Raw genomic sequence first — 17,870 nt, forward strand, 5'->3', positions numbered from 1 at the left:
CCTTAAAACCTTCTAACGCATCGTTATCGTAAAGAATTTTCAACTCAACACCAACTTTTCTACCCATAACACTATCATGCAACCTAAAACATTGAGCAGAGTATAATCTCAACTGGACACTGTTTACCTCCCAAACCCCTTCTTAAATGCCTCGAGCAAACACATCAAAAAGTCGATGCTTCTTTCCATCTTCTCCAACCTTGTCACTAGAACAATAATTCCGCTCCAAGTCTGTCCCAGATGGCCGCTATCTCTTTCGCAACATCACATTCCGGAGAATATTCAACTATCGCTTTTCCATTGACCATAGCCTCCGTAACCACAGGATTGAAAGGTATGTTACCAACAACTTCCACACCATTCTCCTCGCAGAACGTAGAAATTTTAGAGGCATTATCCATATTTACATCATACATATTCACGCAAGCGAAGGGTCGAACATTGAAGTATCTTAGGAGCTGTAGCGCTCTTTCTAAGTCGTGAATACCCGACATCGTAGGCTCGGTTACCACTAAAGCTGCATCTACGCCTGTAACGGAAGCTATGACTGGGCAGCCGATTCCAGGCGGGCCGTCAATAATTATGAGACTGCTTCCCTCTTTTTCAGCCAACAGTTTGGCATTCTGCCTAACCACCGTCGCAAGTTTCCCAGAGTTCGATTCACCTGGGTTAAGTAGGGCGTGAACCATAAACCCATATTTTATCTTTGAGATGTAGGCGTAGCCCGAAATTCTTTCAGTTAATGATACAGCTTTTACCGGACAGACGATTGTGCAGACGCCACATCCTTCACAGGAGAAAGGATTCACCGTGAGGTCTTGGGTTATGGCGTCGAATCGGCATTTTTCTCTGCAGATGTCGCATTTAACACATTCCATTTCGTCGATAACCGCTATTTTCGAACCCCTAAACTCTTTTGTTTCGAGGACTTCTGGATGCAAAAGCATGTGAAGATCTGGAGCATCAACATCGCAGTCTGCGACCACAGCTTTTTTCGCCAGAACAGCGAAGGCTGCGGTTATGGTTGTTTTGCCCGTTCCACCCTTCCCGCTTAAAATTGTTATTTGTTTCAACTGCCCACCAACCCCTTAATGTCTTCAAATAATTCTTGGAATCTATCGGCCCACTCGGGCATTTCTAAGCTGAATGGAACTCCTCTCGAGTAAAGCTCTGCAATCTTTCTCAGATAAGGGATTTCAAGCAGAACCGGTATACCTTTTCCCTTACAGTATTCATAAACTTTCTTGTCGCCTATTCCAGCCCGGTTAACCACAACACCGTGGGGAATCCTCATATCCTCTAAAACTTTAACAGTTATCTTCAAGTCATGAAGCCCGAATGGTGTCGGTTCGGTTACAAGAATACAGAAGTCGCTGCCCTTAACCGTTTCAACCACGGGGCAGCTTGTTCCAGGTGGGGCATCTAAAATAACATTTCTGCTCTTATCCAGACGCTTTTTCACCTCTCTAATTAATGGGCCAGCCATCGGTTCGCCAACTTCAAGCTCGCCGAAAACAATCTTTAAATCGTCTGTGAAGCCCTCTTTAATAACCCCGATCCTATTTTTTCCTTCCTCAATAGCTTTTTTAGGGCATATTAAGATGCATCCTCCGCAGCCGTGGCAGAGTTCTGGAAATACTAAAATTCTTTCTAGAAGGGCTAGAATGGCGTTGTATTGGCAGAAAGCCGCACATTTTCCACAATAATCGCATAACTCCTCCTTCACGAAGGGAACAAGTCTACAGACCGGCTCTGCGCGGGTTATTTCTGGATTTAGAAGCAAGTGGGCATTTGGTTCTTCAACATCACAATCCACTAATTGGGCATTTCCTATGGAGATTGCCAAGTTAACCGCTACAGAAGTTTTGCCTGCGCCACCTTTTCCACTCGCAACAGCCACTATCACAACAATTTACCTTCTTCGTTGCTTATTTTGAACACTTTTAGTGGCTAATTCAGCGCAGCCACCTTCTTAGAAAGCTTTCCGTAATTATTTTTCTGGAACACCCACGAAAGCTTCATCTTTATCGGTGGCGTGCGTGGTGGCAACCTTCTGTTAACTCTTCAAGCTTATCCTGTCTGTATGCTTCGACGACATCTTTAACCGTGTCTGCGCTGGCTCTCAAGATGGCTATCCCTGCTTCTTGAAATATGCTTAGCGCTCTAGGGCCCATTCCGTAGGTGATTACTACGTTCGGACCAAGTTGTAGAATGCGGTCTGCGGGTCTTCCGAATCCGCCGAAGTGCTCGCCTTCATTTGGCACCACTTGAACGTTTAGTATATTGCCCTCCTCCAATTCAACGATTATAAAGTAGGGGGCTCTGCCAAAATGCTCCGACAATCTAGCGTTAAGCCCATTTCCATCTTCAGCCGGTATAACTACTCTCTCCTTCAACTTTTTTCACCTCCTTCTATTTCGGCTTCCCGCAACATAAGATCTTCGTTTTCTGCGCAGCCTACGGCTACCACACTCCTCGCCTCCAACCACGTCCTCTGCCCATCCCCATTCCAAAATGCCCGCCAACAGTTGGAGCATTTGTCTCCTTAAGCTCCCCTCTCTTATATTTTTCAACAACTTCCCTCACAGTTCCAGCCGCACCTGTTACAATTTTTATCCCTGCAGCCGACAGAGCTTGAAAAGCGTTAGGCCCTACAGATCCAGTTATAACCACTTTAACCCCTTTATTCGCTATGATTTGTGCTGCTTGTATTCCAGCGCCACCCATTGCGCTTGAAGCGGGATTTGGAACAGCCTCAAACTGCATAGTTTCCGAATCCACTATAATGAAGTATGGGCATCGCCCAAATCTTGGATCTACGGGCGCGTCTAAGCTATCTGCTGTCGCAGATACGCAAATCCTCATTCAACTATTCCTCCTCTGATCATCCTTTTTTATTATTGATCTCGGCAAAAGTGTGATGGGTTAAGCTTCCCTCCTCATCTTTATACGTACCAATACGCATTTCGGCTTTTTTAAACATTTAATTCACCTCTTTAACGTTCTCATTTCCAGTCTCCTTAGGTGTGATTGGTTTAAGCGGGGTCCAAAAGGGTCTCCACTCCTCCGAATACTTTTCGATTTTCTTAACGATGTCCATGAAGGCTTTTGAGGCTGGTGATTCTGGATGCCTAACTATGAAGGGGTTTCCGTCATCCGAGTCCACGCATATCTCTGGGTCTATTGGTATACCTCCTAAGAATGGGACATCTAACTCTTCGGCGATCTTTCGTCCACCACCTGTTTTGAATATGTTTACTTCTGCTCCACATTTTGGACAAACAAAACCGCTCATGTTTTCAACGATGCCAATCACCGGGATATTCAACTTCCTAGCGAACGTCACAGCTTTTTTAACAACAATCTGGGAAACTTCTGATGGTATAGTTACTATAACAACGCCTTCCATGTCTGGGATAAGTTGCATGATGCTTAAGGGCTCGTCGCCTGTTCCTGGAGGAAGATCTACAAAAAGGAAGTCGAGTTCTCCCCAAGTTATATCGGAGAGAAACTGTTGGATAGCCCTCATCTTTAAAGGCCCCCGCCAGATTACTGGCGAGTCGTCGCTTGGAAGTAGAAAGTCCATAGAAACCACCTTTATTCCCAGTGGTCCAATAACGGGAAATATTATCCCAGCAGGGAGAACCTGAAGCCTCTGCCCTCTCAAGCCGAGCATTTTCGGAATGCTTGGGCCGTGAATATCAGCATCGAGGATACCAACGCGGTTTGCCTGGGCTTGCATTGCAAAAGCCATCGCAAGATTTACTGTCACGGTACTTTTTCCAACACCACCTTTCCCGCTTATAATAGCTATTTTATGCTTGATCTTACTTATATTCTGCTTTAGCCTCTGCTGCTCTTCCCACATCTCCTTTCGCTGATCTGTGCAATCACTTCTTTTAGAACATGATTCGCACTTGCCGTCACATTCAGCGCTCATATTGATTCCTCTAATGCGCTTGCTACATAAACTATATTAATACTTTGTGTTTAGAAAATAAACAGATGACTAAGCGTTGGATGAAGTTGATAGAAGGATAATCGCCCAACTTCAAATGGATGGTAGAGCTACTCTAAAAGAGCTAGCCAAGAGTGTTGAGTTTACAAGCACGGGAGTAAAGAAGAGGCTTCAAAGGCTTATCCAACAAAACGGCATAAAAGTGACCACTTTAATTAACCCTTTCTTTTTCAAACTTTACCCTGCTGTTGTCCTTTTAGAGATGGAAAGCGCAGAAGCGATGCAAAAACTTCTTGAACGCTTCAAAGACTGCCCAAGAGTAATCAACATATTCAAAACAATAGGCGGCTACAACCTAATAGCCCTAGTTGTAGCAGAAAACCAAGACACACTAGAGAGCATATCCATAGAGAAATGCTCACTGAGAAGCAGCGCAGGCATACGTAGATCAGAATTCTACCCTATCGGCGAAGTCTATTTTACGCCATTCCTTCAAGTACGGGAGCACCTAACCCACAAAGAGAAAGAGAAAGCACCATGCAACGTGGACTGCAAACCCTGCAGACGCTACATAAACAATAAGTGCGTTGGATGTCCAGCAACGGAACATTATAAAGGAACATTATAAGAAGTTTCAGCGCACCCAAACGACCTTAGTTCGCGTGAACCAAAGGTTGGCGTTCGCAAATATTCGATAAAGGACAATGCTACATGGAAGTATTCTACTTGTCACGTGCGTTTCTGGGCTGTGCTTACAAAAAGAGTCACCTATGTGAATGCATCAATACAAGCAGAAAAGCTTGAAAGATCGAGAAAAGTGTCTAAAGATAAGGAAAGACATATAACAAGCCATCTCTAGACCCAACACTATGGACCTAAATACTATTAGAGAAAAGTATCCAAATCTTTGGGTCGCTACGCGGGTGTTAAAGAGAGATGAGAATGGTCAACCTATTGACTTTGAGTTGTTAACTGTGGGTCCTCACAGGATTGCTGTCAGAGAAAGAGCCCTTAATGAAAATGATGCTTGCTTTTTCTCTACAGGTGACGTATTTCGAGAAGGGTGGTTGGTGATACTATGACCAAGGTTGTCATACCGTTTAAGGATGCTCCAACACTATTTATTCAGATAGTTGGTAAAAACGGTAAGCGAAGAGAATTAAGGGCTATTATAGACCCCGCTGCACAGTACGTCATAATACCGAAAGTTGATGCATTGCAGCTAGGCTATGAACCTGCGTATAAAGAGATGTTGGTTGGCTTATCTGAAGAAGTTGGGTATTTACTTGCGTACACCATAGCTGGTCCAATTGAGGTGTTAGATATCATGATAGATGAGATAAGAGTGGGTGATTTGGTGGTCAAGAATGTTATGGCGCTACCTTACGACGTGCCAATGGAGACGGGTGTGGATGTAGTGCTGGGACATAGTTTCCTTAGTAAGCTTAAAACAGTTATTATTGACTACGAGAAGAAGCAGCTGGTACTAGAAGATTCTCCTCAGCAGCAAACTGAAGATAAAGAAAAGAAGGAGGCTACAGTTTAGTATAGAGATTTTAATGTAGACATTCTACTAGAGCTTTAGGGATCTGTAAGGCAATTTCTAAGACACGTGTTGCGGTTGTTGGGTTAGCGAGCTTCCCAGCTAATCTATTGGTTTTAGCTGCTATTATAGCTGCTTTCTCAACCTCTAAACCACTGTAGATTAGGGCTGACACTATTCCTGTTATTGTGTCTCCTGTACCTCCTATGGGTTCAAGTGTTGGTATATTTGGTTGATCTATGACTGCAAGTATTTTCCCTTCTTTGGCTATATAGTCTTTAGCCCCTTTCACTAGCAGGACTCTGGGTACATTGCCTTGTTTGTAGGCTTGCTCAATCAGACCTGGTATGTTAGTTGTGTCAGATTCAAAGAGGTAATGTTGTATGTATGCTGGGTGTGTCGCCCTAGGGTCTGCAAGGAATGCCATTTCTCCTGGGTCTGGTGTGAATAGATCGAATTCTTTTGCTGCTTTGATGGATTTCATAACGTACATTGAGCCTGCGTCGGCTATAAGAGCAGGCTTTACTTCTTTTATTGAGACCATCATGTTCTTTGCTAAGAGGATGATAGGAAGAAGGTAGTGTAGAGTAAGGACTTTGGGTTTGATGGTTTTTATGTTACTTGCTAAGTGCTGGTATATGATTCTGCTTCCGACACCATCGCCTATATCTCCTGCTGTGACCCAAACCGGAGGGGCTACGCCTAGTGTTTGGCACGTTAGGTGTGATGCGAAAAATAGTGCTGCTGTGCCCATAGTGCAGGGTATTCTCTGTTCACCTAAGATCAGCATGTTACATTCGATCTTAGGAGTGCCTACATAGAGAGGTAGGTCTTTAATTGGGACTGTACCTACTATAACTAGACTCATAGAGTCTTAAAGCCTCCTCAAACGCTCTATCAAGGCATAAGGCGCAGAGGGTGAAGCCTACGTCTCTTGGCTTAGGGGCTTCTGAAAGCTTCTTCCCCACCAGCTCGATGTAGAGATAGGGTACGTCTGGGCAACCCCCACCAGATATGTTACGTATAACACCTGATCCTTTTTCGAATGTTATCTTCAGCGCTCCACACCTAACCATAACTGAGTCACCAAAGTCAAAGACCTTAACGGCATCAAGTGTCTTGGTTGTAGCAGCGTCGATTGAAATTATTTCTGAGTATTTTATCTTGTTGATTGAGAGAAGACGCTGTATGCTTATCTGCTCATTTATATTGAATTCCACACCCAAGTCGCAGCCTCTTCGAAACTCTGGAGGAGGAACTACGAGTTTTACATCGTGGTTCGCTTTCTTTAGTATAGCTTCTGCTTTGAACGCTTGTCTAACTTCTTCGAATGTGATCAGACCTCTACTGCTCAACCGAAAGTGGCACCGCCACATCTGCTTCATAAAATCTACTATTTTTAGATACCTAGGGCGTTTATGATCAAATATATTATTGGTATTCCCACCCAGAAGCCTATTACATACGCTACTGAACTTAGATTACCCTCTGCTGCCATAACGTGGTTGCGCATTGGACAGCCTCCCATCGCTACTGAGAAGAAACCTATACCAAATCCTCCTACGATGCCAACAATTAGAACGGATAGCAGATCTTTTGCTTTAACTATACTTCCGGGTATCGCTGCCAGGCCGTTAAATAGAGCCCAAGGGAAGTTGATTACTGTAAATGGGTCTGCTATTAACATTAAGATTATGTAGCCGACTAGTGCGCCGATGAAGAAGCCTGCAACACCCTTTAGGAGATGAGTGTCTTTAAATAGGTATAGGTCTCGGTACGCTCCCATAAAACATTGCCCAGTTCTTTGGAATAGGAAACCGGCTATAAAGCCGACGATTAATGTCGTGATGGCGAATGCGTATACCAACTTAACCACCCCCCGCTCTCTTCAGCAAAAGCTCCGAAGCCACAATCGCACCAACGATCATAGCGGCTATACCTACGAAGGCGATTACGTCTATGTATGCCGCTCTTAAGACGATCCGTATTGGGCAGGCGCCCAATATTGCTGCGAACGATGCTACCAAGAGACCGTAGATAAATGCAAGCACTGGGTTAACTGTCTTACGCACGTTAAATGACTTTGTGGAGATAGCTGAAAAGTATGCGCCTAGCAGAAGCCCCACTATAGTTAACGCAGGTATTACAGCTGAGATTGGAGCTGGTGTCATGAATGAAAAGACGTTCTTCATGAAGATGTTAACGATATCGCGAACATGGCAGAACATACAGAATCCATAGGCTACAGGCGCTAGCTTATATGCAGCTACACCTTCTACGGATTTAGGCATCAGATTGTAGACCGACTGAGCGAGCGCTGATAAAATTCCAACGATCAGTCCTGCTTGCCATGTTTTTACCCTAATTTTTTGGGACATAGTGTCTTACCCAACCTCTTATCTATTATTTAATCTTAACTATTATTTCATCTTAACTAAAAAAATAGGGGTATCAGAATAATCTAATGAATATATTCACGATATTACTGACAATCAGCCAGAAGAAGAGCACTCCACAATAGAAGCCTATTAAGTAGAAGATAGACATGCCGTTACCTGTGGTGGCATTAACGTGCTGCCTAAGTGGGCAGCCCTCAGCTAAGACGGAGAAGAATGCGTAACCTAAGCCACCAATCGCAGCGAGGATGAGTGTAGATAGTGAGTTGGCTCCTGGTTCGTTATGTAGATACAATGGGAAGTCTGCCATTAGTGGGGTGAATCTGTAGAAGAGGAGGTAGCCTGTGAGAGCTCCTAGAGCCATACCTATGATCGTTCGCATAAAGAGTGTGTCTCGAAATAGGAAGAAGTCTCGGTAGCCTGATATGGAGCAGGATCGTGAGCGCTGCCACAGGTAACCTATTATGATGCCTGCTATGAGTGTTGCTAAGGATACTATGAGAGTCATCTGTGAACCCTCCACTTTATATATAGTATAGCTAAGGTGACGCCTAGCATCATGCCTGCGAAGCCGGTCAATGCGATTACGCTACCGTATGTCAACCCCATGATTATGTGCACGGAGCAGTAGCCTAGCATAAGCCCGAAGACCGCAACCATAAATCCGTTGATATAGTGATCAAGAGGGTTCCTAGGCATCCTAAATTTAAACTCCTTATGCTGAATAGTTGCAAGAGAAGCACCTATCAACACACCAAGCACAGTAAGTACAGGTAGGTCAAGTGAAGGATCGTGAACATAAAATGAGACACTGAAGATCTTGTTGACTGTCCAGTTAAAGAGATCACTAGGGTGGCTTATGAAGCAAATGCCAAATGCTGAGGGAGGCAGCACACCTACCCAAGCTTGAGCTATAGCAGCCCAGAAACCTGTGAAGAAGCCTGCAGTGAGTTTATCAACCTTCACCATACTATTCAGCACCTTCAGAGGATATCTAAAACCTCCTTTACCGCTCTACCAATATGATTGATGATTTCTACTACACGTGTTGCAGGTGTGGGGTTAGCAAGCTGACCCGCAAGGCGATTAGCCTTAGCGGCGATAAGGCAAGCCTTTATTGGCTCATAGCCTCCACCTATTAGAGCTGATAGTATTCCAGTTATTGTATCTCCAGTTCCTCCAATAGGCTCTAAGACAGGTATGTTAGGTTCACTTACGGTGTGGATTATCTTTCCTTCATCAACAATAAAGTCCGTCGGGCCTTTTACTAGAAGGTAGCGAGGCGCATTATTATATTTGTAAGCCTCTTGAATTAGATAGGGTACATCTGTTGTGTCGATGGCGAAAAACAGGCTCTTAACATAAGCCGGATGACCAGCCTCTGGATCGGCTAAGAAACATATCTCACCCGCGTCTGGTGTGAATAGATCAAACTTTCTGCAGCTACCTGTAGCTTTGGCTATAAGCATGCTACCAGCATCGGCTATCATAAATGGTCTCTTCTCCCAGTAGTCCAGCATCTCTATAAATTCCATGAAGCCTCTGCGGATGGGTAGTATGTAGTGCATCGTTATGGTTGATGCTCCTGTAGACGAAGCATCTTCTGTCAGATATGTGTAGAGTAGTGTGGAGCCATCTCCTTGACCTAAGTCGCCTGCTACTGCTGCCATAGGTGGTTCTAGTTGAAGAGCTTCACAGGTCGTAGCCGCAGCAGCCATCATAGCTGTAGCACCTATTGAGATCATGTCATATCCAAACATTTTATCACCTATATAGAGAGTCTTACCGTCAAACTTTATCTTATCTACTAGAAGGGATTTCTCTTCGATTGGTAGTGTGCCTGTAAGTAGAAGCATCTTTATTTCCTCACCTTTTTCCAAGCTTCAACCGCATGCTCATATGCCTTTTGTAACGTGTAGGCGCAAAGAGTGTACCCTACTTCGTTCGGCTGAGGAGCTTTATCTAGAGGTTTACCTACCATCTTTAGGCCTAATAGGGGTATGTCTGGGCATCCGCCGCCAGAAATGTTCACGATGATTCCGCCTTTCTTTTCAAAGGTTAGCTTCATGTTACCCACCCGTATCATCAAATAGTTTCCGAAGTCAACTTTCTTTACGAGCTGAGAGAGCTGGAGAGGTGGGAGCTCCTCTTCGAATGTAAAAACAACATCAAGTATTGGTATATCGTTCTCTTTTAAGATCTTTTCAGCTGCATTTACATCTTGACTTGGTACCGAGATGGCTAGATCGCAACCTGTTCTGACTTCTGGTGGAGGAGCGCCTGTCCTAATGCTAAAGCCTGCTTTCCGTAAGGTATGCTCAGCTTGCATAGCGTCTTTAAATAACTCAAACAAGAAGAGTGCTCTTGTATACCCCTCTGCTTTGCTCAAACGGCAGCACCTCCTTTAGCATATTTATCAAACTCTAATATGTTCTTTGCAAGATTTCTGATTGCTTGTACAACGTGTTTAGAAGGGCGTCCATATGTCTTCGATACTTGTACCCCTATCAGTTTAAAGACGCATCCTTTGAGATCTGATGCTAAAACTTGGGCGATTAGTGCGAGAGGTAGGTTATGTGTGATTAGAGGCTTGGAATGATGTTCTAGCAGATCCTCAATTATGAGTGTGCCAGGCTTCAAGTTTCTGTCTACGGCGTCTACCATCAGCACGAGGTTAGGCTTGGATTCTTTGACTTCTGTAAGAAATCTTTCAGGTGTGGTTTCGCATAGCATAGCTTTGATGTTTACTAAGCGTTTGTGTATCAGCTTGTACAATAGGAGCCCTGCGACGTCATCGCCGAAGTCACTGCCTATACACATTACTATGATGTTTTGTCCGCATACTGAACTTTTTATCTGTAGTAGAGTATTCCGAATCAAGATTAGATGGTCTTCGCCAAAGCTAATTGTTGAGCATTCCTAAGCATCTCTTGGTATAATGCAGCGTAGTTGAATGAGAAGGGACATACACCTGCGCATAGATTGCATTGTGTGCAGGTTGCTAGCTGCTCAGATAATAGGCGTATTTCAGAGGGGATGAATCTCTTTGATCTATGCATCTGATAGTATTTTCTTAGCTTTATTATTGGTGCCTCTATTGGGCTGTTGTTGAAGGCTTTGAATGTTGGGCAGACTTCTATGCAGCGCCCACATTTGCCACAAGCATCTGTGAAGACCATTAGTCCCGTAGGTCTTGACTCGGGTTTGATGACTCTCCAAGCTATTGTTGCAACTGCGTGCCTTATGGCGCCTCCGGCTATTAGTGAGACTACGATCCAGACGTAGATTATGATCATGTGTAGTGTGCCTAGCCATTTAATAGAGGTTGGTGTAAAGCCTACGATGGAGATGAAGCCGAAGACTGGGAAGAATTGAACTAACCCAACTATAGCGAAGGCTGCTAGGAAGGCTAGATCTAAGAAGAAGACTTTACCATACGCGAGTCTAAACGCTGGGTTCCTAATGTATTGAGTAATTATGCCTATGCCCCCGACTATGATGAGGAAGCCTGTTATTCCGTGCGCCCAAGATAGGAGCCAACCCCAGCCGCTGAATACATCCGACACACCTATAGTTAGGAAAGCAACTTCCATGATCAACCCTGTTATTATGTTGCACCATACACCTAAGTGGAAGAGAAAGCTTGTTATGCTGCGTCTTGGGCTTCTTTTGAAAAGGAGTGCAAGTAAACCTTGTAAATATGGTTCCATCTGTCTCCTGCCCATAATGTTTCTTATGGTACTCTGCGCAGGCTTGTACACACCGCATGCAACCTATACATTTGGATACTTCGATTAGCATAGCGTTCTTAGGTTTGACTGCTAGAATCGGCGGTGGTGATATTGTCGTTGCGGCGAGTGCGATTCCTCCTAATCCAGCAGCTGCGCCTATGAAGCTTCTTCTATTCATCTTCAACCTTATCTCACCTCTTGATAACCCTCAAAATGCTTCCATCTTGCGATAAAACTTCTATTATGAGGCTCTTCTCTATGTGGGTAGAGCATGAGATGCATGGATCGTATGCTCTGATTACCACCCCAACTTCGTGCCAGAGCTTTTCTTCATCTACTGTGCCTTGCTTAATGTTTCTTAACGCGGCGTTTAGAGCTGATGCTTCGAAGCCGTTTGCATTCACTACTGTAGGTGTGATTATGTTTGCGTAGGTTACATAGCCATTGTCATCCCACTTGTAGTGGTGAATTAGTGTCCCTCTGCTTGCTTCTACCGAGCCTGCTCCTTCTCCAGCTCGCATCTTGTATTCGGTCATGGTGTCGCCTCTAGAGATTACAGGGTCTGATAGGAGCTGCTCTAAGCGTTCTGCAGCATAAACAAGGCATACATATCTTGCAAGATTGTATTGTATTGTCCCGTGTATGGGTGAGCCAAACTTGCTTCTCAGATCTTTCAGTAGACGATCTGCAACATCGGTTCCTGCCTTTTTCGCTACATTGATTCTCGCTAAAGCGCCTGTTCTGATAAGACCTTTTGCTAATCCTTCGCCTTTTATTGTGACACTCTTTCCGTATGAGTAAGGTATGGGCACCTCTATTATGTGGTCTGTGTAGTTTATAGGTTTGAACTCAGCTTTTAACCCGCCGTTTTTATCTATGATGCTTATGTTGCCTCTGTAGAAGTTTATGGTGTTATCGTAGCTCATAGCCATGTAATTCGATTCTAGTTTTCCGAGTCCACTGTTTTCATTCGCATATTTGAGGATTGCTGGGGCTATTGCTGCATCCCACCATCCTATCACCATCTTCTTAGCTTCTATGACCTCGTTAAGTAGCTCTACTCTTTTGTCTTCAGTAAGTCGTTTAGTGATGCCCCCTGGAACTGCGGTCATGGGGTGAACTGCTTGAACACCTATTGTTTCGATTATCTTTTGACCTATCTCCCTTACTTTAACTACTTCTTTTGCCACAGCCGGGTACTTTTTGTATAGTGCTATGATGTCACGCTGCTTTAGGGGAAGGTCTGGTAGTAGGTAGTCTACGCCTGTCAGTATGAAGAGATGTAGTGTGTGATCGCCTAGTATCTCACCCATGAGCATAAGTTCTCTGAGTTTCTCTGCTGTTTCGGTTGGCGTTAGGTTAAGACCGTCTTCTATGGCTTTTACGCTTGCTAGGTGGTGTGGTACTGGGCATACTCCGCATATTCTTGTGGTGATTATGGGTAGTCTTGTGACAAGTCTGTTTTCTGCAAATTTTTCGAAGCCTCTGAATTCAGCGAAGCACGCTTGCACTCTTGAGACATCACCTTTATCGTCGAGCTGGATCAGCATCTTCAGATGACCTTCGATACGTGTTACCGGCTCGATTTCAATCTGTCTCATCATAATACCTCCTTTAATGCGCTCTTCAGCATCTGCTTGATGACTGGTTGTGGTGGCGGACAGCCTGGTATGATATAGTCTACTTTCACGTATTTTGACAAGGGTTCTACGGTATCAAGGATTTTAGGGGTGTCTTTGTGTTGTGAGGGGTCTTCAGAGCCGTAGGCTCTCCGCAGTAGCTCACTTTTTTCAAAGAGGTTTGCTAGGCCAACAAGACCTGTTGAGCTAGGGCATGTTCCGAATGATACGAGTATCTTTGATTTTTCTCTTGCTTTCTTTACCCGTTGTAGGTCGTGGTCGCTTCTGATGGCGCCTATTACAAGCGTAAGGTCTGCTTCCTCGTAGTCTGTTGTGCTTGCTAAAATCGGGGCGTAGACGAGATCTAGGCGCTTATCGAATAGGTCAAGAAGTGCTGTACCGAGGTCGGCTAAAGCTATTTCGCAGCCTCCGCATAAAGCACAATCTTCTATAGCGACCTTTATTCTTTCAACCAAATACTTCGCCTCTACATATATTTATTGAAATTTATCAAAAAAAGAAAAGGATAGGAGCAGTTTATTACTGCTCACTTAGCTAGGCAAGTAGAGCCCTTTTGACCATAGTTGCAGTGACGATCTTCTTGTATGCGTTGCCTGGCATAGGGATGGCGTCTATTACTGCTTGTTGTCCTGCTTGTGTTGCTGTTTCTTCGGTTATTGCTTTGCCCTTTAGGAAGTCTTCTGCTGCTTTGGCGCGTTTTGGAGTTAAGTAGACTGCGCCTAGTGCTATTCTTGAGTCTGTTACGTTTCCTCCTGAGATGTTGTACCAGACGGCTGCGCTTGCTATTGCGAATTCGATGCTTGGTCTTATAGCGGTTTTCATGAATGCTGATTTCGATGTTGCTGGTGGTGTTGGTATCTGGATCTCCTTTATTATTTCGTTCTTCTCAAGGACGTTTCCTGGTTGTAGTTCTGTGAAGAAGTTTTCAGCAGGTATGTTTCTTTTGGTGGTTACTATTGTTGCGTTTAGTGCTACGAGGGCGGGGGCTGTGTCTGAGGGACAGATTGCGTAGCATCCTTTTGGTCCTCCGAATATGCTGTGGTAGTATCTGTTGTCGCCTCCCATAGCGTAGCATATTGCTCCGCCTTTTCTGACGCAGTTAAACTGGTTGTCTGAGGCTCTGTAGTACCAGCACCAGACATCTTGGCAGATGTTGCCTGCGATTGTGCCCATGTTTCTTATGAGTGGTGATGCGACGTGTGCTGCTGCCATGGCTAGTGCTCTATATTTTGTTCGTACGGTTTCGTTGCTTGCTATGTCTACCAGTAGGGTTGTTGGTCCGATCTTTAGTGTTCCGCCTTCTTCTTTTATGTAGCTGAGCCCTGTGACTTTCTTTATGTCTATTAGGGCTGTTGGCTGCTTTGGTAGGGCGTTTTGCTTCATCACGTGTAGTATTTCTGTGCCTCCTGCTATGATGGCTGCGTCTGGTATGTCTGTTAGTAGTTTAGCTGCTTCGTCCAAAGTCTTTGGTTCATAATATTTGATTGGCTGCATCTTCTTTACACCTTCCCTAACGACTTAAGGATTTTGTCTGGCGTTACTGGTAGTCTGTCGAAGTATACTCCTATGGCGTTCGCTATCGCGTTGGTGATTGCAGGTACGATTGGTGAGGTTGGTGGTTCACCTAGGCCTTTTGCGCCGTGGTTGTATGAGTCTGGTGGTTGCTCCGGATTCTCAACGAAGTCGACAATGATTTCTGGGGTTTGCAAAGACAGCGGCATCTTATGGTCTAGCATGGATGCGTTGTAGCATCTTCCTGTCTGTGGGTCGAATAGTAGCTCTTCTTGTAGAGCCATGCCTATGCCTTGTATGATGCCTCCGTGGACTTGGCTTATGCAGCTCTTGCGGTAGATTACTCTGCCTATGTCGTGGACCGCTACAACTCTAAGCACCTTAACGAGGCCTGTGTCGCAGTCCACTTCGACTTCAGCAATGTGGGTTGCGTAGGTTCTTTGGGTGGTGTTTGCTGGAGGAATCCACTGCCCACCTGCGATTATCCAAGGTGGTGATGCAACCAATTCTTGGATAGTAACGGATTTAGAGGGGTCAGCAGCTACGTAGATCTTCTCTTCACCTAATTTTAGGTCTTCTTTTGCTACCTTCAGTCTATCTGCGGCCCTTTGCAGCAGCTGGTCTTTCACTTGGAGAGCCGCGACTCCAACCGCGTTTCCAGCGGATTTAGTCTGCCTGCTGCCGACTGTCGCTCCGCTGTCTGGGCCTGTGTCTGTTGAGTAGTTCGCTACAGTGACCTTTTCGAACGGTAGCCCAAGGTGCTCGGCAGCGATAATAGCAAGCTGCTCTCTCCTCGCATTACCTATATCAGTAGCGCCCGTGTATATTGTAAGTGAGCCATCTGCATTCATAACTAAAACGGCTGCGTTAGCTAAGCTACCGGCTCCGTGCCCACAGCAGTGGTTCGCCACACCGATGCCTCGCACAACGCCTGAGGTTGGTTTGGTCTTGGGCCAAGGCTTCCACTTCTTATCCCACTCCGCGAGCTCCCTTGCTCTGTTTATGCACTGAGGCTGACCTATGGATGGTATTCTATTTCCAGTAGTAGGATCTTTGTCTCCTTGAGTAAACATGTTGTTCTTCAATCTGAACTCTATCGGATTCATGTTGAGTTGGAAGGCAAGCCTATCCATGGCGGTTTCGATCATCCAGCAGCTTTGGGGATCTGCTACACATCTTAGAGGACCTGTTCTGCAGGTGTTGGTGTATATGTCGTAGCATTCGACGTAGAAGTTCGGCCACTTATATATGAATAGTTGCTCTGTAGCCATACCTGAGCCCCAGACGCTGTAGTATGGTCCTGCGTTCGAGTAGTTCTTCGCCTCGAATGCTGTAACAGTTCCGTCCTTCTTAAGACCGAACTTAAAGTATGTGGCACACGTCCAGCGGTGATTTCCTAATACGAGATTTTCTTCCCTAGTCAGCTTGTACTTAACAGGTCTACCAGTCTTCATCGAAAAGATGGCTGCGAGTATTGGTGGTCTTACTCCTGGCTTACCGTCTCCAAAGCCACCACCGCATAATTCGGCGTGTACACATATTCTACTTTGTGGTATATTCAATGCGCTTGCCAAACTGTTGCGCGCACCATGCATGTGCTGAGTATCTGTCCAAACATGCAGCCTACCATCCTTCTCCCAGCTCGCTAATGCAGCCCACGTGCCGATATTGTTGTGCTGAATCGTCTGACTCTGAAACCTGAATTCAGCTGTTAAATCGGCTTCAGCTAAAGCCTTCGCTGAATCGCCGACCTTGTATGTTACAGTAGTAGGTGTTCTAACGATGTTACCACCTTCGTGGAGCTGTGGAGCATCAGGCTTCATAGCAGCTTCAACATCCTGCACATAGGGTAGGGGCTCATACGTCACCTTGATCTTAGACAGTGCCTCCTCAGCGATGTAAGGGTCGTCAGCAACGACAGCACACACCTCCTCACCTGGCATTCTAATCTTATCATAGGGCAGTATCATCATAGTAGTGCCAGCTAGCCTCACAGGGCTGTCCTTGAAGTCGAATGGTGTGAGAACACCGTGCACACCCTTTATAGCGAGCGCAGCGCTTGCGTCAACAGCCGTAACCTTTGCGTGTGGATAGGGACTTCTTAAGATCCTCATATAGAGCTGGTTGGGTAGATTAAAGTCCCAGCCAAACTTTAGAACACCTGCTGCCTGCCTCGCCGCCATAATCCTAGGCCCATTGTACTTTCCTACAAGTCTAAACTCTTGCTGCGACATATCACTTCGCCGCCTCCAACACAGACTTCACGATGAAAGGCCAGTTGCCGCACTTGCAGAGGTTGCCGCTCAGCGCCTCCTTCACCTCATCCTCAGTAGGCTTCGGGTTCTTCTCCAACAGAGCCTTAGAGACCACGATTATGCCAGGTATACAAATGCCGCACTGAATACCTTCGTTGTTCACAAACGCCTGCTGAAGCTTATCCAAGTTACCCACGCTACCTATCCCCTCGATCGTTGTGATCTTCCTTCCACTAACCGAGCAGGCTAGCAGCATACAGCTCAGCATAGGCACACCATCAACCAAGACAGCACAGCTCCCACACTCACCCCTATCACAACCAGTCTTAGTGCCAGTCAACCCAAGCTTCTCTCTAAGCACATCAGCCAGACTCCACCTGTTATCAACAAGTAGAGCATAGTCCACCCCGTTTACATTCAGCGTGATCAGAGTACAACTCTTACTCTCCGCTCACCCCTCCCTTTAAGGTAGAATTGTGTTACGCTCCCTGTACCCTCTTTTCTTGGGAACTCCGAATGCTTGGGTTCAGAATCGACTACACCTTTGATTACGAGGTTCCGTTCAGCACCCTTTACATCTGCAACATCTCGACTAATCCCATTCAGAGTTATGAAGCCCTCGTCTTCAACTAGAGTCTCGATGTAGCCCTTGCGGCCTACGTGCAGCACTGGTTTACCATCTAACCCGGCTCTGACATACCCCTTCACGACTCTAATTAGGCTGCCCGCTTTGATCGAGAGCCGCTCCGAGCTTTCAGCCGCTTCATCCCAAAGCGTTACTGGCAAGAAGGATTCTTTATCAAATATTACCAGACGCCTATATCTACCAGTTGTA

Annotated in this window: 23 protein-coding genes; 2 read left to right on the plus strand and 21 right to left on the minus strand. The window is 45.4% G+C overall.

Features of this window, described 5'->3' with window-relative positions; genetic code table 11:
- Window positions 1-206 precede the first annotated feature (206 nt).
- The 5 genes from HA494_03010 to HA494_03030 form a co-directional block, all read right to left on the minus strand.
- Window positions 207-1,073, minus strand: coding sequence for a P-loop NTPase (locus tag HA494_03010; GenBank protein ID NHV96743.1), 867 nt, complete (start codon window positions 1,071-1,073; stop codon window positions 207-209).
- Window positions 1,070-1,906: a P-loop NTPase gene (locus tag HA494_03015; GenBank protein NHV96744.1), complete on the minus strand. Its 837-nt coding sequence runs from the start codon at window positions 1,904-1,906 to the stop codon at window positions 1,070-1,072. The genes HA494_03010 and HA494_03015 overlap by 4 nt, the downstream gene beginning before the upstream one ends.
- A 118-nt stretch (window positions 1,907-2,024) precedes the next feature.
- Window positions 2,025-2,396, minus strand: a complete 372-nt coding sequence (locus HA494_03020) for a dinitrogenase iron-molybdenum cofactor (protein NHV96745.1) — start codon at window positions 2,394-2,396, stop codon at window positions 2,025-2,027.
- 67 nt (window positions 2,397-2,463) lie between these two features.
- The gene (locus tag HA494_03025; protein NHV96746.1) at window positions 2,464-2,865 is read right to left on the minus strand and encodes a dinitrogenase iron-molybdenum cofactor biosynthesis protein; all 402 of its coding nucleotides are present in this window, start codon (window positions 2,863-2,865) and stop codon (window positions 2,464-2,466) included.
- A 118-nt stretch (window positions 2,866-2,983) separates the two neighbouring features.
- Window positions 2,984-3,940 carry an Mrp/NBP35 family ATP-binding protein gene (locus tag HA494_03030; GenBank protein ID NHV96747.1) on the minus strand — a complete coding sequence of 319 codons (957 nt, stop codon included), beginning with the start codon at window positions 3,938-3,940 and terminating at the stop codon, window positions 2,984-2,986.
- A gap of 76 nt (window positions 3,941-4,016) precedes the next feature.
- On the opposite strand from HA494_03030, the gene HA494_03035 reads away from it, so the two are divergent.
- Both HA494_03035 and HA494_03040 read left to right on the plus strand, forming a co-directional pair.
- On the plus strand, window positions 4,017-4,586 hold the full coding sequence (locus tag HA494_03035) for an AsnC family transcriptional regulator (protein NHV96748.1): 570 nt from the start codon (window positions 4,017-4,019) through the stop codon (window positions 4,584-4,586).
- Window positions 4,587-5,036: 450 nt separating this feature from the next.
- Window positions 5,037-5,504, plus strand: coding sequence for a hypothetical protein (locus tag HA494_03040; GenBank protein ID NHV96749.1), 468 nt, complete (start codon window positions 5,037-5,039; stop codon window positions 5,502-5,504).
- Between the two features lie 10 nt (window positions 5,505-5,514).
- Here HA494_03040 and HA494_03045 read toward each other — a convergent pair whose 3' ends face one another.
- The 16 genes from HA494_03045 to HA494_03120 form a co-directional block, all read right to left on the minus strand.
- Window positions 5,515-6,369 carry a sugar kinase gene (locus tag HA494_03045; GenBank protein ID NHV96750.1) on the minus strand — a complete coding sequence of 285 codons (855 nt, stop codon included), beginning with the start codon at window positions 6,367-6,369 and terminating at the stop codon, window positions 5,515-5,517.
- Window positions 6,335-6,856 carry a DUF3343 domain-containing protein gene (locus HA494_03050; GenBank protein NHV96751.1) on the minus strand — a complete coding sequence of 174 codons (522 nt, stop codon included), beginning with the start codon at window positions 6,854-6,856 and terminating at the stop codon, window positions 6,335-6,337. Before HA494_03050 ends, HA494_03045 begins: the two co-directional genes overlap by 35 nt.
- Before the next feature lie 44 nt (window positions 6,857-6,900).
- Complete coding sequence (locus tag HA494_03055) at window positions 6,901-7,368, minus strand: transporter (protein NHV96752.1); 468 nt, start codon at window positions 7,366-7,368, stop codon at window positions 6,901-6,903.
- Window position 7,369: 1 nt separating this feature from the next.
- A complete protein-coding gene (locus HA494_03060; protein ID NHV96753.1) occupies window positions 7,370-7,879 on the minus strand; it encodes a cytochrome C in 510 nt (169 codons plus the stop codon).
- Window positions 7,880-7,952: 73 nt separating this feature from the next.
- A complete protein-coding gene (locus HA494_03065) occupies window positions 7,953-8,405 on the minus strand; it encodes a transporter (GenBank protein NHV96754.1) in 453 nt (150 codons plus the stop codon).
- Window positions 8,402-8,866 carry a cytochrome C gene (locus HA494_03070; protein ID NHV96755.1) on the minus strand — a complete coding sequence of 155 codons (465 nt, stop codon included), beginning with the start codon at window positions 8,864-8,866 and terminating at the stop codon, window positions 8,402-8,404. Before HA494_03070 ends, HA494_03065 begins: the two co-directional genes overlap by 4 nt.
- Before the next feature lie 14 nt (window positions 8,867-8,880).
- Window positions 8,881-9,777, minus strand: coding sequence for a sugar kinase (locus HA494_03075; protein NHV96756.1), 897 nt, complete (start codon window positions 9,775-9,777; stop codon window positions 8,881-8,883).
- A complete protein-coding gene (locus HA494_03080; protein NHV96757.1) occupies window positions 9,756-10,226 on the minus strand; it encodes a DUF3343 domain-containing protein in 471 nt (156 codons plus the stop codon). Before HA494_03080 ends, HA494_03075 begins: the two co-directional genes overlap by 22 nt.
- Window positions 10,227-10,282: 56 nt before the next feature.
- Complete coding sequence (locus tag HA494_03085) at window positions 10,283-10,717, minus strand: hypothetical protein (protein ID NHV96758.1); 435 nt, start codon at window positions 10,715-10,717, stop codon at window positions 10,283-10,285.
- A gap of 62 nt (window positions 10,718-10,779) precedes the next feature.
- Entirely contained in the window at window positions 10,780-11,607 is an 828-nt protein-coding gene (locus HA494_03090) for a (Fe-S)-binding protein (protein ID NHV96759.1), read from the minus strand.
- A 212-nt stretch (window positions 11,608-11,819) separates the two neighbouring features.
- Window positions 11,820-13,229 carry a Ni/Fe hydrogenase subunit alpha gene (locus tag HA494_03095; protein NHV96760.1) on the minus strand — a complete coding sequence of 470 codons (1,410 nt, stop codon included), beginning with the start codon at window positions 13,227-13,229 and terminating at the stop codon, window positions 11,820-11,822.
- A complete protein-coding gene (locus HA494_03100) occupies window positions 13,229-13,723 on the minus strand; it encodes a hypothetical protein (protein ID NHV96761.1) in 495 nt (164 codons plus the stop codon). The genes HA494_03095 and HA494_03100 overlap by 1 nt, the downstream gene beginning before the upstream one ends.
- Before the next feature lie 79 nt (window positions 13,724-13,802).
- Window positions 13,803-14,762 (minus strand): molybdopterin dehydrogenase, encoded by a 960-nt coding sequence (locus HA494_03105; GenBank protein ID NHV96762.1) that lies wholly within the window; start codon window positions 14,760-14,762, stop codon window positions 13,803-13,805.
- Between the two features lie 5 nt (window positions 14,763-14,767).
- Complete coding sequence (locus tag HA494_03110; protein NHV96763.1) at window positions 14,768-17,014, minus strand: molybdopterin-dependent oxidoreductase; 2,247 nt, start codon at window positions 17,012-17,014, stop codon at window positions 14,768-14,770.
- 1 nt (window position 17,015) lies between these two features.
- Complete coding sequence (locus HA494_03115; GenBank protein ID NHV96764.1) at window positions 17,016-17,465, minus strand: (2Fe-2S)-binding protein; 450 nt, start codon at window positions 17,463-17,465, stop codon at window positions 17,016-17,018.
- Entirely contained in the window at window positions 17,462-17,821 is a 360-nt protein-coding gene (locus tag HA494_03120; protein NHV96765.1) for a hypothetical protein, read from the minus strand. Before HA494_03120 ends, HA494_03115 begins: the two co-directional genes overlap by 4 nt.
- Window positions 17,822-17,870 lie beyond the last annotated feature (49 nt).

This window comes from Nitrososphaerota archaeon, assembly GCA_011605775.1.
Classification (GTDB): domain Archaea; phylum Thermoproteota; class Nitrososphaeria; order Nitrososphaerales; family JAAOZN01; genus JAAOZN01.

What these genes read in the sequence shown, in the direction of transcription:
- HA494_03090 (NHV96759.1), bottom strand. Translation starts at nt 11,607, where the DNA reads ATGGAACCATATTTACAAGGTTTACTTGCACTCCTTTTCAAAAGAAGC.
- HA494_03105 (NHV96762.1), bottom strand. Translation starts at nt 14,762, where the DNA reads ATGCAGCCAATCAAATATTATGAACCAAAGACTTTGGACGAAGCAGCT.
- HA494_03070 (NHV96755.1), bottom strand. Translation starts at nt 8,866, where the DNA reads ATGGTGAAGGTTGATAAACTCACTGCAGGCTTCTTCACAGGTTTCTGG.
- HA494_03025 (NHV96746.1), bottom strand. Translation starts at nt 2,865, where the DNA reads ATGAGGATTTGCGTATCTGCGACAGCAGATAGCTTAGACGCGCCCGTA.
- HA494_03040 (NHV96749.1), top strand. Translation starts at nt 5,037, where the DNA reads ATGACCAAGGTTGTCATACCGTTTAAGGATGCTCCAACACTATTTATT.
- HA494_03030 (NHV96747.1), bottom strand. Translation starts at nt 3,940, where the DNA reads ATGAGCGCTGAATGTGACGGCAAGTGCGAATCATGTTCTAAAAGAAGT.
- HA494_03045 (NHV96750.1), bottom strand. Translation starts at nt 6,369, where the DNA reads ATGAGTCTAGTTATAGTAGGTACAGTCCCAATTAAAGACCTACCTCTC.
- HA494_03065 (NHV96754.1), bottom strand. Translation starts at nt 8,405, where the DNA reads ATGACTCTCATAGTATCCTTAGCAACACTCATAGCAGGCATCATAATA.
- HA494_03085 (NHV96758.1), bottom strand. Translation starts at nt 10,717, where the DNA reads ATGTGTATAGGCAGTGACTTCGGCGATGACGTCGCAGGGCTCCTATTG.
- HA494_03110 (NHV96763.1), bottom strand. Translation starts at nt 17,014, where the DNA reads ATGTCGCAGCAAGAGTTTAGACTTGTAGGAAAGTACAATGGGCCTAGG.
- HA494_03080 (NHV96757.1), bottom strand. Translation starts at nt 10,226, where the DNA reads ATGCAAGCTGAGCATACCTTACGGAAAGCAGGCTTTAGCATTAGGACA.
- HA494_03060 (NHV96753.1), bottom strand. Translation starts at nt 7,879, where the DNA reads ATGTCCCAAAAAATTAGGGTAAAAACATGGCAAGCAGGACTGATCGTT.
- HA494_03095 (NHV96760.1), bottom strand. Translation starts at nt 13,229, where the DNA reads ATGAGACAGATTGAAATCGAGCCGGTAACACGTATCGAAGGTCATCTG.